This is a genomic window from Streptomyces sp. NPDC104381, from assembly GCF_055583745.1.
The window spans coordinates 1-14639 of sequence record NZ_JBVJNK010000010.1; the positions used below are offsets into that span (position 1 = coordinate 1).

The 14639-nt window shown below is 72.1% G+C and carries 15 protein-coding genes; 12 read left to right on the forward strand and 3 right to left on the reverse strand.

The features are described 5' to 3' along the window. The 12 genes from ACZ607_RS30310 to ACZ607_RS30365 all read left to right on the forward strand — a co-directional run. Positions 1 to 162 (forward strand): acyl-CoA carboxylase biotin carboxyl carrier protein subunit (locus tag ACZ607_RS30310; protein ID WP_469740435.1); only part of this gene is annotated, 162 nt, incomplete at its 5' end. Positions 163 to 297: 135 nt separating this feature from the next. Next, positions 298 to 627 carry a TcmI family type II polyketide cyclase gene (locus tag ACZ607_RS30315; RefSeq protein ID WP_099177865.1) on the forward strand — a complete coding sequence of 110 codons (330 nt, stop codon included), beginning with the start codon at positions 298 to 300 and terminating at the stop codon, positions 625 to 627. Next, a complete protein-coding gene (locus ACZ607_RS30320) occupies positions 624 to 1895 on the forward strand; it encodes a beta-ketoacyl-[acyl-carrier-protein] synthase family protein (RefSeq protein WP_099177864.1) in 1272 nt (423 codons plus the stop codon). Before ACZ607_RS30315 ends, ACZ607_RS30320 begins: the two co-directional genes overlap by 4 nt. After that, positions 1892 to 3106, forward strand: coding sequence for a ketosynthase chain-length factor (locus tag ACZ607_RS30325; RefSeq protein ID WP_469739950.1), 1215 nt, complete (start codon positions 1892 to 1894; stop codon positions 3104 to 3106). Before ACZ607_RS30320 ends, ACZ607_RS30325 begins: the two co-directional genes overlap by 4 nt. A gap of 215 nt (positions 3107 to 3321) precedes the next feature. Further along, the gene (locus ACZ607_RS30330) at positions 3322 to 3594 is read left to right on the forward strand and encodes an acyl carrier protein (RefSeq protein ID WP_469739952.1); all 273 of its coding nucleotides are present in this window, start codon (positions 3322 to 3324) and stop codon (positions 3592 to 3594) included. A gap of 206 nt (positions 3595 to 3800) precedes the next feature. Further along, the gene (fabG, locus tag ACZ607_RS30335; RefSeq protein ID WP_124277445.1) at positions 3801 to 4586 is read left to right on the forward strand and encodes a 3-oxoacyl-ACP reductase FabG; all 786 of its coding nucleotides are present in this window, start codon (positions 3801 to 3803) and stop codon (positions 4584 to 4586) included. A gap of 50 nt (positions 4587 to 4636) precedes the next feature. After that, positions 4637 to 5578 carry an aromatase/cyclase gene (locus ACZ607_RS30340; protein ID WP_469739954.1) on the forward strand — a complete coding sequence of 314 codons (942 nt, stop codon included), beginning with the start codon at positions 4637 to 4639 and terminating at the stop codon, positions 5576 to 5578. A gap of 1 nt (position 5579) precedes the next feature. After that, positions 5580 to 7184, forward strand: coding sequence for an FAD-dependent monooxygenase (locus tag ACZ607_RS30345; RefSeq protein WP_469739956.1), 1605 nt, complete (start codon positions 5580 to 5582; stop codon positions 7182 to 7184). 30 nt (positions 7185 to 7214) lie between these two features. Next, complete coding sequence (locus tag ACZ607_RS30350) at positions 7215 to 8738, forward strand: FAD-dependent monooxygenase (protein WP_469739958.1); 1524 nt, start codon at positions 7215 to 7217, stop codon at positions 8736 to 8738. Between the two features lie 98 nt (positions 8739 to 8836). Continuing rightward, complete coding sequence (locus tag ACZ607_RS30355) at positions 8837 to 9748, forward strand: alpha/beta hydrolase (protein ID WP_469739960.1); 912 nt, start codon at positions 8837 to 8839, stop codon at positions 9746 to 9748. A 121-nt stretch (positions 9749 to 9869) separates the two neighbouring features. Next, positions 9870 to 11438, forward strand: coding sequence for an acyl-CoA carboxylase subunit beta (locus tag ACZ607_RS30360; protein WP_469739962.1), 1569 nt, complete (start codon positions 9870 to 9872; stop codon positions 11436 to 11438). 14 nt (positions 11439 to 11452) lie between these two features. Continuing rightward, a complete protein-coding gene (locus tag ACZ607_RS30365; RefSeq protein WP_469739965.1) occupies positions 11453 to 11728 on the forward strand; it encodes an acyl-CoA carboxylase subunit epsilon in 276 nt (91 codons plus the stop codon). 84 nt (positions 11729 to 11812) lie between these two features. Here ACZ607_RS30365 and ACZ607_RS30370 read toward each other — a convergent pair whose 3' ends face one another. The 3 genes from ACZ607_RS30370 to ACZ607_RS30380 form a co-directional block, all read right to left on the reverse strand. Further along, positions 11813 to 12622, reverse strand: a complete 810-nt coding sequence (locus ACZ607_RS30370; RefSeq protein ID WP_469739967.1) for a 4'-phosphopantetheinyl transferase family protein — start codon at positions 12620 to 12622, stop codon at positions 11813 to 11815. Continuing rightward, the gene (locus ACZ607_RS30375) at positions 12622 to 13560 is read right to left on the reverse strand and encodes an aromatase/cyclase (RefSeq protein WP_469739969.1); all 939 of its coding nucleotides are present in this window, start codon (positions 13558 to 13560) and stop codon (positions 12622 to 12624) included. The genes ACZ607_RS30370 and ACZ607_RS30375 overlap by 1 nt, the downstream gene beginning before the upstream one ends. 297 nt (positions 13561 to 13857) lie before the next feature. Further along, complete coding sequence (locus ACZ607_RS30380; protein ID WP_469739971.1) at positions 13858 to 14550, reverse strand: antibiotic biosynthesis monooxygenase family protein; 693 nt, start codon at positions 14548 to 14550, stop codon at positions 13858 to 13860. Positions 14551 to 14639 lie beyond the last annotated feature (89 nt).

The window sequence follows — 14639 nt, forward strand, 5'->3', positions numbered from 1 at the left end:
GAAGGCCAGGAAGTCAAGGAAGGCGACCTCATCGTCGTCCTCGAAGCCATGAAGATGGAACAACCCCTCAACGCCCACCGCTCCGGCACCGTGAAAGGCCTGTCCGCCGAAGTCGGGACATCGATTTCCTCCGGCGCGGTCGTGTGCGAGATCAAGGACTGAGTGTCGGCATTCCGTTCGTCTGCGCTGCGGAATTCTTGCACGGCCTGACAAAGCCCTGACACAAGCTCCGTTGAAAACCCCTTACGGGCCTCGGATACTGAAATTGAATTAATGAGCAGTGAGGAGAGGGAAAGCATGCACAGCACTCTGATCGTGGCTCGTATGGACACCGCTTCCAGCATTGATGTCGCCAAGATTTTCCGTGACTTCGACGACACCGAAATGCCTCACCGTATGGGCACGCGCCGGCGGCAGCTCTTCGAGTACCGCGGTCTCTATTTCCACCTGCAGGACTTCGACGAGGACCAGGGCGGCCGGCAGATACAGGAAGCCCGCCACGACCACCGCTTCCAGCAGATCAGTGAGGACCTCAAGCCGCTGATCGAGGCGTACGACCCCGCCACCTGGCGCTCCCCGGCGGACGCGATGGCGAAGCGCTTCTACAGCTGGGAGGCTTCCGCGTGAACGGGCGACGCGTGGTCATCACCGGCATCGAGGTGCTCGCGCCCGGAGGCGTCGGGGCGAAGGCCTTCTGGGACCTGCTGAGCGACGGCCGTACCGCCACCCGCGGGATCACCTTCTTCGACCCGAGCCCCTTCCGCTCCCGGGTCGCCGCGGAGATCGACTTCGACCCCCGGGAGCACGGTCTGGGGCCGCAGGAGATCCGGCGCATGGACCGCGCCGCGCAGTTCGCGGTGGTGGCCGCGCGCGGTGCCGTGGCCGACAGCGGCATCGACCTCGCCGCCTACGACCCCTACCGCGTCGGCGTCACCATCGGCAGCGCCGTCGGCGCGACCATGGGCCTCGACGAGGAGTACAACGTGGTCAGTGACGGAGGCCGGCTCCACCTGGTCGACCACGAGTACGCGGTCCCTCACCTCTACAACTACCTGGTGCCCAGCTCCTTCACCGCCGAGGTCGCCTGGGCCGTGGGCGCGCAGGGTCCGAGCACGGTGGTCTCCACCGGCTGCACCTCCGGCATCGACTCGGTGGGCCACGCCGTCGACCTGCTCCGTGAGGGCTCCGTGGACGTGATGATCGCCGGTTCCTCGGACGCCCCGATCTCGCCGATCACCATGGCGTGCTTCGACGCGATCAAGGCGACCACGCCCCGGCACGACGACCCCGAGCACGCCTCACGCCCCTTCGACAGCTCCCGCAACGGCTTCGTCCTGGGCGAGGGTTCGGCCGTGTTCGTCCTGGAGGAGCTGGAGAGCGCGAAGAAGCGCGGCGCGCACATCTACGCCGAGATCGCCGGCTACGCCACCCGTTCCAACGCGTACCACATGACGGGTCTGCGGCAGGACGGCAAGGAGATGGCGGAGGCGATCGGTGCCGCCCTCTGCGAGGCACGGGTGAACGCGACCGAGATCGACTACATCAACGCGCACGGTTCCGGCACCAAGCAGAACGACCGGCACGAGACCGCCGCGTTCAAGCGGAGCCTCGGGGACCACGCGTACCGCACCCCGGTCAGCTCCATCAAGTCCATGGTGGGGCACTCGCTCGGGGCCATCGGGTCCATCGAGATCGCCGCCTCCGCTCTCGCGATGGAGCACAACGTCGTGCCCCCGACCGCGAATCTGCACACCCCGGACCCGGAGTGCGACCTCGACTACGTACCGCTGGTGGCACGGGAGCAGCTCACCGACGCGGTGCTGACCGTGGGCAGCGGCTTCGGCGGATTCCAGAGCGCCATGGTGCTGGCGCGCCCCGAGAGGAGTGCGGCATGACCCCCTCAGTCGTAGTGACCGGCCTGGGCATCACCGCGCCCACGGGCCTCGGCACCCGGGACTACTGGGCCGCCACGCGGGCCGGGAAGAACGGCATAGGCCGGGTCACCCGCTTCGACCCCTCCTCCTATCCGGCGACCCTCGCGGGGGAGGTCCCCGGCTTCGCCGCGGAGGAGCTGCTCCCGAGCAGGATGCTGCCGCAGACGGACCGGATGACCCGCCTCGCGCTCGTCGCCGCGCAGTGGGCGCTCGACGACGCCGGTGTGGACCCGAAGGACCTCGCCGAGTACGACATGGGCGTGGTGACGGCCAGTTCGTCGGGCGGTTTCGAGTTCGGCCAGAACGAGTTGCAGAAGCTGTGGAGCCAGGGCAGCCAGTACGTCAGCGCGTACCAGTCGTTCGCCTGGTTCTACGCCGTCAACAGCGGCCAGATCTCCATCAGCAACGGACTCAAGGGCCCCAGCGGGGTGATCGTCAGCGACGAGGCGGGCGGTCTGGACGCCCTGGCTCAGGGGCGCCGGCTGATCCGCAAGGGAACCCGGATGATCGTCTCCGGTGGCGTCGACGCCTCCATCTGCCCCTGGGGCTGGGTGGCGCAGCTCGCCGCCGACCGACTGACCAGCAGCGACGAACCGGCGCGCGCGTTCCTGCCGTTCGACGCCGAGGCCTCCGGTTACGTGCCCGGTGAGGGCGGCGCGATCCTCATCATGGAGTCGGCCGACTCGGCCCGTGAGCGCGGGGCGCGCGTCTACGGAGAGGTCTGCGGCTACGGCGCGACCTTCGACGCCGCTCCCGGCAGCGGACGCGAGCCCGCGCTGCGCAAGGCCATCGAGTTCGCCCTCGACGACGCGGGCGTACGGCCGGAGGACGTGGACGTGGTCTTCGCCGACGCGGCCGGGGTGCCCGAGCTCGACCGGATCGAGGCCCGGGCCCTCGTGGACGTGTTCGGCGAGGGCGGCGTCCCCGTCACCGCGCCGAAGACGATGACCGGCCGGCTCTACTCGGGCGCGGCGCCGCTGGACGTGGCGACCGCCCTGCTGGCGATCGAGGAGGGGCTCATCCCCCCGACGGTCAACACGCGGCCGGCCGCCGAGTACGGCCTCGACCTGGTCACCGAGCACCCGCGCACCGCCGATGTGCGTACGGCGCTGGTGGTGGCCCGCGGCTACGGCGGTTTCAACTCCGCCGTCGTCGTCCGTGCGGCGGACTGACCCGCCGCACCCCGAGAACCGCCCCCCGCCCACGGTCTCATCCCCCGTGCCTGCGGGTGGGGGGCGCCCTTTCCCCCGTACGTACGTCCCGTGACGGGCGCGGCTGCCCGGAACCGCCGCCCGCTCCCTCCACCGGGCCCGCCCCCCCAGGAACCACCCGCGCATCCCGGGCCTCCGGCCCACCCACGCATGACCATGACGAAAGGACGACCCACATGACCACGCACGAATTCACCCTGGACGACCTGCGGCGCATTCTCCTGGAGGGCGCGGGGGCCGACGAGGGCGTCGACCTCGAAGGAGACATCCTCGACGTGCAGTTCGAGGCGCTCGGCTACGAGTCCCTCGCCCTGCTGGAGACCGGCAGCCGCATCGAGCGCGAGTACGGCATCGTCCTGGACGAGGACCTGCTCACCGACGCGGACACCCCGCGCGCGCTGATCACGGCGGTCAACGAGCACCTCCTGGCGGCACCGCGCGCCGCCTGAGCCGGCCGGCCACTCCTTCCCGCGTCCGGGCGGGGCGCACCCACCTGCCCCCGCCCGGACGAACCGCTCGACGAACCGCCAGGGCGAACCGCCCGACGAACCGCCGGGGCGAACCGCGCGAAGCACCCGCCGGGGCGAACCGCGCGAAGCACCCGCCGGGGCGAACCGCCCGGGCCCACCACTCACGGAACACACGGAGAAGAGACATGTCGTTGCAGGAGAAGCGGGTCGCCCTGATCACGGGCGCCACCAGTGGCATAGGCCTCGCGAGCGCGCGGGCGCTGGGCGCCCAGGGGCACCGGGTCTTCATCGGGGCGCGTAACGCGGAGAACGTCGCCGCCACCGTGAAGGAGCTCCAGGCCGAAGGGCTGGAGGCCGACGGGGCGGTCCTGGACGTACGCGACTCGGCGTCGGCCGCCGCCTTCGTCCAGGCCGCGGTCGACCGGTTCGGGAGCGTCGACGTCCTGGTCAACAACGCCGGCCGGTCCGGTGGCGGCGTGACCGCGGACATCGACGAGGAGCTGTGGACCGATGTCGTCGACACCAACCTCAACAGCGTCTTCCGGCTGACCAAGGAAGCCCTCAACACCGGTGGCATGCGCGGCAAGAGCCGTGGCCGCATCATCAACATCGCCTCCACCGCCGGGAAGCAGGGCGTGGTGCTCGGCGCCCCGTACTCCGCCTCCAAGCACGGCGTGGTCGGCTTCACCAAGGCGCTGGGCAACGAGCTCGCCCCCACCGGCATCACGGTCAACGCGGTCTGCCCCGGTTACGTCGAGACGCCGATGGCCCAGCGGGTCCGGGCCGGCTACGCCGCCGCGTACGAGACCACCGAGGACGCCATCCTCGACCGCTTCCAGTCCAAGATCCCGCTCGGCCGCTACTCCACCCCGGAGGAGGTCGCGGGGATGGTCGCCTACCTGGCCTCCGACACCGCCGCCTCCGTCACCGCCCAGGCCATCAACGTCTGCGGCGGCCTCGGCAACTTCTGATCCGTACACCGAGGGTGCCGAGGCATCCCAGATCCCGAAGAGGAAGTCCCATGACAACCCGCGAGGTTGAGCACGAGATCACCATCGCCGCGCCCGCGCCGGACGTGTACCGGCTGCTGGCCGACGTCACCAACTGGCCGCGGATCTTCCCGCCGACGATCCATGTGGACCAGGTGGAGTCCGACGGCTCGCAGGAGCGGATCCGGATCTGGGCGACCGCCAACGGGCAGCCGAAGAACTGGACGTCCCGCCGTGAACTCGACGCCGAGGGCCTGCGCATCACCTTCCGCCAGGAGGTCACGGCGCCCCCGGTCGCGGCCATGGGCGGCACCTGGATCATCGAGCCCCAGCCCGGTGGGTCCGCTTCCTCACGCGTACGGCTGCTGCACGACTACCGGGCCGTCGGCGACGACCCGCACGACCTGCTCTGGATCGACGAGGCGGTCGACAGGAACAGCCGTTCCGAGCTGGCGGCGTTGAAGGAGAACGTGGAGCGGGTGCACGCCACCGACGACGTCACCTTCTCCTTCGAGGACACCGTCCACATCGCCGGCTCCGCCAAGGACGCCTACGACTTCATCGACCAGGCCGGACTCTGGCCCGAACGCCTCCCCCACGTGAAGAGCGTCACCCTCACCGAGGACACCCCCGGCCTCCAGACCCTCACCATGGACACCCGCGCCAAGGACGGCTCCGTCCACACCACCACCTCCCACCGCGTCACCTTCCCCCACCACCGCATCGCCTACAAACAGACCACCCTCCCCGCCCTCATGACCCTCCACACCGGCCTCTGGACCTTCACCGACACCCCCACCGGCACCACCGCCACCTCCCAGCACACCGTCACCCTCAACACCGACAACATCACCCGCATCCTCGGCCCCCAAGCCACCACCCAAGACGCCCGCACCTACGTCCACACCGCCCTCTCCACCAACAGCCTCGCCACCCTCAACCACGCCAAGGACCACGCGGAGAAGAAGTCCTGACATGGCAGCGGACCACCGGGGCGCCGCCCAGGACACCGCGCTCGCCCTGAGGACCGACGTCCTGGTGGTCGGGGCCGGCCCCGCCGGACTCATGCTCGCGTGCGAGCTCAGGCTCGGCGGGGCCGAGGTGATCGTCCTCGACGAGCGCCCGGGACCGACCACCGAGTCACGGGCCACCACCCTCCACGCCCGCACCATGGAGATCCTGGACAGCCGCGGCCTGCTGGCCGCGCTCGGCACTCCGCCGTGCGAACCGCGCGGCCACTTCGGCGGCATCGGGCTCGACCTCACCCTGCCCAGCTCGCACCCCGGGCAGTGGAAGGTGCCCCAGGGCCGGACCGAGGAGCTCCTCCAGGACCGGGCCGCCGAGCTCGGCGCGGTCCTGCGCCGCCGTCACCGGCTGACCGGGCTGACCACCGGACCGGACGGGGTGAGCGCCGACGCCCTCGGCCCGGAAGGACCGGTCCGGGTCTCGGCCCGCCATCTGGTCGGCTGCGACGGCGAGGACAGCACCGTGCGGCGGCTCGTCGGGGCGGACTTCCCCGGCCGGGACGCCGGACGGGAGCTGCTGCGCGCCGACGTCTCCGGCATCCGCACCCCGGACCGGCGCTTCCTGAGGCTGCCGGACGGCCTGGCGATCTCGGCCACCCGCGACGGCGTCACCCGGGTGATGGTGCACGCCTTCGGCAGCAGGGCCCGCCACCGTACGGGCGCACCGGACTTCGCGGAGGTAGTCGACGCCTGGAAGCGGGTGACGGGCGAGGACATCGGCCACGGTGTCCCGCTGTGGATCAACGCCTTCGGCGACGCGAGCCGCCAGCTCGACCGCTACCGCCACGGCCGGATCCTGTTCGCGGGGGACGCCGCCCACCAGCAGATGCCCAGCGGCGGACAGGCCCTCAACCTGGGGGTGCAGGACTCCTTCAACCTGGGCTGGAAGCTGGCCGCCGAGGTCCGAGGCGACGCACCCGCGGGCCTCCTGGACAGCTACCACACCGAGCGTCACGCCGTCGGCGCCGACGTCCTGGCCAACATCCGGGCGCAGTCCCGTCTGCTGCTCGGCGGACCGGAGGTCGAACCGGTGCGGGCGGTCATGGCGGAGCTGATCGCCCTCGACGACGTACGGATCCGGCTCGCGGGGGCCATCAGCGGCCTGGCCGTCCGCTACGACCTCGCCGACGGCGGTGACCACCCGTTGCTCGGCCTCCGGCTGCCCCCGGCCGGACTCATCGGCCACCCGGCCGCCGGCGCCGCCACGGTCCGTACGGCGGAGCTGCTCCACGGGGGCACCGGCCTGCTGCTCGACCTCGGCGCGGACACGGACCGGGCCGCCGGCGGGAGCACCGATGCGGACCGCGCCCCCGGCGGCTTCCCCGGCGCGGCACGGTACGGGCGACGCGTCGTACGGGTCTCCGCGCGGCCCGCACCCGGTTCCCCGCTGCATGCCGGCGAAGCCCTGCTGGTGCGGCCCGACGGTTACGTCGCCTGGGCCGGCCGGAGCGCCGGTGACCCCGCTCTGCACACCGCGCTGCGCCGGTGGTTCGGGGAACCGGACCGCGTGCGCAGCGCCCCGCACCAGTCCACCGAAACCGCTGCCGCACGCTGAGACGACGGCAGGAACCAGGAAGGCACAGCCATGGATGCCGACGTCACGGCCGAAGTGATCGACGCCGAAGCGATCGACGCCGAACAGCTCGACGCCGACGTGATCATCGCCGGCGCGGGGCCCACCGGGCTCATGCTGGCAGGGGAGTTGCGACTGGGCGGCGCGGACGTCGTCGTCCTCGAACGTCTGGAGCGCCCCACCGGGCAGTCCCGGGGCCTGGGGTTCACCGCCCGCGCCCTGGAGTCCTTCGACCAGCGCGGTCTCGTGCCCCGTTTCGGCGGGCTGGAGACGAGCCCGATGGGGCACTTCGGCGGGGTGCAGTTCGACTTCACCGCGCTGGAGGACGCGCACTTCGGGGCGCGCGGCATCCCGCAGTCCCGGACCGAGGCGGTCCTGGAGGAGTGGGCGCTGGAGCTCGGCGCCGAGCTCCGCCGTGGCTGGGAGCTGCTCGGCCTCACCCAGGACGCCGACTCGGTCACCGTCACCGCCGCGACCCCGGAGGGCGAGCGCCGACTGCGCGCCCGCTATCTGGTGGGCGCCGACGGCGGTCACAGCCTGGTCCGCAGGAGCGCCGGCTTCTCCTTCCCCGGTACGGACGCCACGCGCGGCATGTACCTCGCCGACGTCGTCGGCTGCTCGATCCCGCCGCGGTTCCTCGGCGAGCGGGTCCCGGCAGGGATGGTGATGGCCGCGCCGCTCGCCGAGGGCGTGGACCGGATCATCGTGTGCGAGCACGGCGCACCGCCCGCCGACCGGAGCAGTACCCCCGGCTTCGAGGAGGTCGCGGCGGCCTGGCAGCGGCTGACCGGCGAGGACATATCCGGGGGCAGCGCCGACTGGGTCAGCTCGTTCACCGACGCCACCCGGCAGGCGAGCGAGTACCGGCGCGGTCGCGTGCTGCTGGCCGGGGACGCCGCGCACATCCACCTGCCGGCCGGCGGCCAGGGGCTGAGCACCGGCGTCCAGGACGCCGTCAACCTCGGATGGAAGCTGGCCGCGGTGGTGCGGGGCTGGGCGCCCGAAGGGCTGCTCGACACCTACCACGGCGAGCGGCACGCGGCCGGTGCGCGCCTGCTGGCCAACACCCTCGCGCAGGGCACGGTGTTCCTCGGCGGCGAGGAGTCGGAGCCGCTGCGGACGCTGTTCGCGGGACTCATCGAGCTGGACCCGGTGAAGCGGTTCCTCGCCGGGGTGGTCAGCCATCTCGACGTGCGGTACGACGTGGGCGGGGAGGGCGGGGGAGACCACCCGCTGCTCGGACGCAGGCTGCCGCCGCGTGTCCTGACGACGGCGTCCGGACCCGTCGGCACACCGACTCTGCTGCACTCCGCCCAGGGGCTCGTCCTCGATCTGGCCGACGACCCGGACGTACGGGAGGCGGCCGCCGGGTGGAAGGACCGGGTGTCCCTCGTCACCGGTGTGCCCCAGGATCCCGGTGTCTTCGCGGGCGCGGCGGCCGTCCTGGTCCGCCCCGACGGCTATGTCGCCTGGGCGGGCGCCGGCCCCTCGGGGCTCCGCGACGCCCTGCGCCGCTGGTTCGGCACCCCCGCCTGACCGGCCCCTACGCACGGCCGCGCAGCCATCCCCATCAGGTACCAGGAGGAGAACATGAGCCGAGCACCACAGCTCACCCGCACCGTCCGGGCCACACCGTGACCGCGCCCGCGGCCGAGCCGGTCACCGCGCCCGCGATGTCCCCCGGTGTGAGGCCGGTGGTCCTGGAAGCCGGGTCCTGCCGGCTCTCCGCGCTGATCGCCCAGCCGCAGGGCACCCCGCGTGCCACGGTCGTCGCGGTGCACGGCGGCGGCATGCGGGCGGGCTACTTCGACGGCCAGGCCCACCCCGACGTCTCCCTCCTCGCCCTCGGTGCCGCACTCGGCTACACCGTCGTCGCGGTGGACCGTCCCGGATACGGCCTGTCGGCATCCCAACTGCCGTACGGCCAGGACCTGTCGGAGCAGTCCGCCCACCTCGGTGCCGCGCTGGCCCATCTGGCCGACCGCTGTCCCACCGGCGCAGGGGTGTTCCTCGTCGCGCACTCCTTCGGCGGGAAGCTCGCCCTGACGTACGCGGCCGCCCAGGACCGCCGGGACCCGGCCGCGCCACCCCTGCTCGGGATGGATGTCTCCGGCTGCGGCCGGGACTACGCCGTCGACACCGGCGATCTGCGCGACCCCCACCGGCACGGTCACTGGAAGCGCAACTGGGGCGCCCTGCGCTTCTATCCGCCCAACACGTTCCGGGACGCCGCCGCCCTGGTCGCGCCCATGCCGGTGCGGGAGCGGGCGGAGGCGGCGCACTGGCCGGCGAGCTTCGCCGCGGCCGCCGCCCGGGTCTCCGTACCGGTCCGGCTCACCTTCGCCGAGCGCGAACTGTGGTGGCGGCACGGCGAGGAGGACCTCGCCGAACTCGCGGGTCTGTTCACCGCCTCGCCGTTCGTCACCGTCGACCGGCAGCCGGAAGCGGGCCACAACATCAGCCTCGGCTGGGCCGCCCGCGCCTACCACCTGCGGGCCCTGGCCTTCCTGGAGGAGTGCCTGGCCCGTGCGGGGGCGCCCGCCTGAACCGCGTACGGCCCCGGGAGGGCCGCGCCGAACGCACCGCGTACGGGCGAAGAAGCGGGGAGGGCCTCGACGACCGGCACCCGCCACCCGTGCACCGCCGATACAGACAGGAGACCCGCACATGCCGCCCGCGACACCCGACGCACTCACCGAACGGCTCACCGGACTGGAGTCCCGCAAGGAGGAGGCCAGGCACGGACCCGATCCCCGTGCCACCGACCGCCAGCACGCCAAGGGCAAGCTGACCGCGCACGAGCGGATCGAACTGCTGCTGGACAAGGGCAGCTTCTCCGAGGTGGAGGCGCTGCGCAGACACCGGGCCACGGGCTTCGGCCTGGAGGCCAAGAAGCCGTACGGCGACGGCGTGGTCACCGGCTGGGGCACGGTCGAGGGCCGGACGGTCTTCGTCTACGCCCATGACTTCCGGGTCTTCGGCGGGGCGCTGGGCGAGGCCCACGCCACCAAGATCCACAAGATCATGGACATGGCCATCTCGGCCGGTGCCCCGCTGGTCTCGCTGAACGACGGCGCCGGCGCCCGTATCCAGGAGGGCGTCTCGGCGCTCGCCGGGTACGGCGGGATCTTCCAGCGCAACACCCGCGCCTCCGGTGTCATCCCGCAGATCAGCGTGATGCTCGGCCCGTGCGCCGGCGGCGCGGCCTACAGCCCGGCGCTGACCGACTTCGTCTTCGCCGTCCGCGACATCTCCCAGATGTTCATCACCGGACCGGACGTCGTGAAGGCGGTCACCGGCGAGGAGATCACCCAGAACGGCCTCGGCGGCGCCGACGTGCACGCGGGGAGGTCGGGCGCGGTCCACTTCGTCCACGACGACGAGGAGACCTGCCTCGCGGAGGTCAGGTACCTGATCTCCCTGCTGCCCTCCAACAACCGGGAGCTGCCGCCGACCGTGCTCACCGGGGACCCGGCCGACCGCCCCGGTGACGCGCTCCTCGACCTGGTGCCCGTCGACGGGAACCGTTCGTACGACATCCGGGGCGTCGTCGAGGAACTCGTCGACGACGGGGACTTCATGGAGGTGCACGCGGCCTGGGCGCAGAACATCGTCTGCGCGCTCGCCCGGATCGACGGGCACACCGTGGGCATCGTCGCCAACCAGCCCGCCGCGATGGCGGGCGTCCTGGACATCCGGGCGAGCGAGAAGGGCGCCCGGTTCGTGCAGTTCTGCGATGCCTTCAACATCCCGCTGGTCACGCTGGTGGACGTGCCGGGCTTCCTGCCGGGCGTCGACCAGGAGCACGAGGGCATCATCAGGCGCGGGGCCAAGCTGCTGTACGCGTACTGCAACGCGACCGTGCCCCGGGTGTCGGTGGTGCTCCGCAAGGCGTACGGCGGCGCGTACATCGTCATGGACTCGCGATCGATCGGTGCGGACATCGCGCTGGCCTGGCCGGCCAACGAGATCGCCGTGATGGGCGCGGAAGGCGCAGCCAACGTGGTCTTCCGGCGGGAGATCGCCGCGGCCGACGACCCCGAGGCCATGCGCAGGGAGAAGATCGAGCAGTACAGGGAGGAGCTCGTCCATCCGTACTACGCGGCCGAACGCGGCCTGGTCGACGACGTCATCGATCCCCGCGACACCCGCTCGGTGCTGGCCCGTTCGCTGTCCATGCTCGTCGCCAAGCACGCCGACCTGCCGCGCCGCAAGCACGGCAACCCGCCCCAGTGACCCGAGGAGCAGCCATGAGGACGGACACGCACACGGAGACGGACACGGGGGCGGACGTGCGGTCCGCCGGGCTCTCGCTCCGCGTCGTCAAGGGGAACGTCTCCCCGGAGGAACTGGCCGCTCTGACCGCGGTCCTGATGGCCCGTGCGGCCGCCGCCGGCGTGGAGCCCGACGACCTGGCCCGCCGCCACCAGGCGGTCGCCCTGTGGCAGCGCCCGGACCGGGTCGCCGGCTTCGACGGCCCGCGCACCTGGCGGTCGGGCCCGGGGCCGGTGGCCAGGGCGGCCTGAGCGCCCTTCGCACACAAGGAGCACCGAGGGGCCGGGGAGGAATCCCCGGCCCCTCGGTGCTCCTTGCCGTGTCAGGCCCGCGTGTCAGGCCGCTCGTGTGCTGTCCCGTGCCCCGCCGACGGTGTCCCGCAGCAGGGCGTGCAGGCCCGGCTCCACCGTGGCGATCCGGTCGGCGGCGTCATGGGCGTACAGGAGGGGTTCGGGTACGGACCGGATGAGGACGCGCCGGTCGCCGCCGCCCATCACCGCCACCGCGGCGATATGGCTCTCGCACAGCGGGAGGTTGCCGACCACCCAGCCGTCGGGGCGGTCGCCCGTCCCGTACTCGCCCAGGTAGTCGAGATGGACCCCTCGGCCCAGCCCGGTCCCCAGCCCCTTCAGATACGCCTCCTTGCGGGTCCAGAGCCGGCCGAACGCCCGGGTCCGCTCGGCCCCGGACAGCCGCCCGAGCTCGTCCCGCTCGGCCGGGTGCAGAGCGGGCAGGCAGGCCTCGGCCGTCGCCTCGGACGGCAGCCGCTGGACGTCGGCGCCCACCCGCGGCCGGGTCACCGCCACCACGGCCAGGCCGTGGCTGTGCGAGAGGGAGAACTCCGGGGCGCCCGGCATCCCCAGCACCCGCGGCCTGCCGTGCCGGCCGCCGGCCCCGTCGTAGCGCTCGCCCGCGATGGAGAGCAGTCGCGGCTCCACACCGGTGTAGACGGCGAGCACGCGGCGCAGGCCCACGTGGGCCGCGGCGTACATCCGCTGGTTCTCGGCGGTGACGTACGCCGCCGCGCGCCGTCGCTCCAGCGCGTCGAGCTCGCCGATGGGCACTTCACGGGGCGAGAGCGGCGGCGGCAGCAGCCACAGATGCAGCTCCCCCTCGCCTATGGACAGCGCCTCGCCCACCGCCATCAGCGCTTCTCCGCGTGGTCTTTGGCGTGGTTGAGGGTGGCGAGGCTGTTGGTGGAGAGGGCGGTGTGGACGTAGGTGCGGGCGTCTTGGGTGGTGGCTTGGGGGCCGAGGATGCGGGTGATGTTGTCGGTGTTGAGGGTGACGGTGTGCTGGGAGGTGGCGGTGGTGCCGGTGGGGGTGTCGGTGAAGGTCCAGAGGCCGGTGTGGAGGGTCATGAGGGCGGGGAGGGTGGTCTGTTTGTAGGCGATGCGGTGGTGGGGGAAGGTGACGCGGTGGGAGGTGGTGGTGTGGACGGAGCCGTCCTTGGCGCGGGTGTCCATGGTGAGGGTCTGGAGGCCGGGGGTGTCCTCGGTGAGGGTGACGCTGTGGACGTGGGGGAGGCGTTCGGGCCAGAGTCCGGCCTGGTCGATGAAGTCGTAGGCGTCCTTGGCGGAGCCGGCGATGTGGACGGTGTCCTCGAAGGAGAAGGTGACGTCGTCGGTGGCGTGGACCCGCTCCACGTTCTCCTTCAACGCCACCAGCTCGGCCGTGGCGCCGCTCCCGACCTCCTCGGCGGCCCGGTCCAGGGCGGCCTCGTCCCCGGAGACCCGGAATTCGTGCAGCAGCCGGACCCGCGCGGAGTCCTCCCCGAGCGGTTCGACGACCCAGGCGCCGCCCAGTGAGGACAGCGGCGCTTCGACGTGCAACCGCTCGAAATTGACGCGGAGTTCGGCGTCCTGGACGATCCGGCGCAGCCGCCGGGACCGCAGCGGTCCGTCGCCGGCCTCCCAGATGCGCAGCAGCTGCTCGCCCTCCGGCGCCTCGTCGTGGGCGACGTGGACGGTCGCGGGGAAGACCCTCGGCCAGTTCTCCACGTCGGCCAGCAGCCGGTGGACCGTGGCGGCCGGCACGGCCACGGTGATCTCGTGCGCCGTCCGGCGCACGCCTGATTCATTCATGTGCGGACTCCTCGTCCGTGAAGGGCGCGGGGAGTGCGGGTGCCGGATCAGCCCATGGGGCGGTGGCCGTCGCCGTGTCGACCCGTGACGACGGCGCGGCCCTCCCGGGGAGTCCGGCGCCCGATTCGCCCGCGAGGGGAAGAACACTGTCTGCCCGGTCCGCCGACGGGCCGGAAGCCGGGACTGCCGCTGCCGGTCGGTGCCCGGCAGCGGCAGTGCGGGTGGTCCCGTCCGGGACCGCCACGAGGCGTACGTAGCGCTACGCGCGCCCGGCCGGGACCCCGGCCGGGCCGGCCGTCACTCGCCCGCGGCGCGGGTGTGGACGACGCGGTAGGTGTTGGAGTCCTGCCAGGTCGCCAGGGCGGCGACCCGGGCGTCGACCTTCTGACGCTCCGGAGCGCGGTCCGCCTCCGGCGTGCCGCGGAAGGCGTCGTACGCCTCCTTGCTGTCCCACTGCGAGTAGGAGACGACGAACTTGCCCTCGACGCCACGGGCGCGCAGACCGCGGAGCACGGTGTGGGTGCGGTAGCCCGGTACGTCCTGGAGCCACTCCTGTGAGGTGCCCAGCGCGTCGACGAGGTCCTCCTGCTCCTCCTCGGCGACACCGAACAGCTCGATGGCGGTGTAGTCGTCGCGGTCCGGGGAGATCTCGGTGCCGTCCAGCCCGGGCTTCGACTGGGTGAAGGCGATCTCGTTCTGCAGCAGCCGGATCGAGGTGGTGATCTCACCGAACAGCGGCAGCGTGCGGTGCTTGAACTCCTCGCCGGCGTAACGGGCTTCGAGGTCCTCGGCGCTGTTCCACTGGATGAAGTTGGCGGTGCCCGGCTTGTCCTCGCCCGCGTGGACGGTGCTGGAGATCCAGCCCTCGTAGGCGGCGGAATCGACGATCTCCCGCATCGCGGCGAGAAGCTTCACCTGCTTCTCCGGGACGTCGGTCGAGAACAGGTTGAGAACAGTCAGATGCTGACCGTCGGCTGCAATCTTCGGCATTCTCTTCTCTTCCATTCGAGGAAAGGGATGTGCGAACGGCCATAAACACTCGGGCCGGGTGTTCCCGTCACAGCCTGGCAGGGGAAAAG

Bases quoted from the DNA above. Each gene is read 5' to 3' on its own strand.
- ACZ607_RS30315 (WP_099177865.1), top strand. From the start codon at position 298: ATGCACAGCACTCTGATCGTGGCTCGTATGGACACCGCTTCCAGCATT.
- ACZ607_RS30325 (WP_469739950.1), top strand. From the start codon at position 1,892: ATGACCCCCTCAGTCGTAGTGACCGGCCTGGGCATCACCGCGCCCACG.
- ACZ607_RS30330 (WP_469739952.1), top strand. From the start codon at position 3,322: ATGACCACGCACGAATTCACCCTGGACGACCTGCGGCGCATTCTCCTG.
- fabG (WP_124277445.1), top strand. From the start codon at position 3,801: ATGTCGTTGCAGGAGAAGCGGGTCGCCCTGATCACGGGCGCCACCAGT.
- ACZ607_RS30340 (WP_469739954.1), top strand. From the start codon at position 4,637: ATGACAACCCGCGAGGTTGAGCACGAGATCACCATCGCCGCGCCCGCG.
- ACZ607_RS30345 (WP_469739956.1), top strand. From the start codon at position 5,580: ATGGCAGCGGACCACCGGGGCGCCGCCCAGGACACCGCGCTCGCCCTG.
- ACZ607_RS30350 (WP_469739958.1), top strand. From the start codon at position 7,215: ATGGATGCCGACGTCACGGCCGAAGTGATCGACGCCGAAGCGATCGAC.
- ACZ607_RS30360 (WP_469739962.1), top strand. From the start codon at position 9,870: ATGCCGCCCGCGACACCCGACGCACTCACCGAACGGCTCACCGGACTG.
- ACZ607_RS30365 (WP_469739965.1), top strand. From the start codon at position 11,453: ATGAGGACGGACACGCACACGGAGACGGACACGGGGGCGGACGTGCGG.
- ACZ607_RS30370 (WP_469739967.1), bottom strand. From the start codon at position 12,622: ATGGCGGTGGGCGAGGCGCTGTCCATAGGCGAGGGGGAGCTGCATCTG.
- ACZ607_RS30375 (WP_469739969.1), bottom strand. From the start codon at position 13,560: ATGAATGAATCAGGCGTGCGCCGGACGGCGCACGAGATCACCGTGGCC.
- ACZ607_RS30380 (WP_469739971.1), bottom strand. From the start codon at position 14,550: ATGCCGAAGATTGCAGCCGACGGTCAGCATCTGACTGTTCTCAACCTG.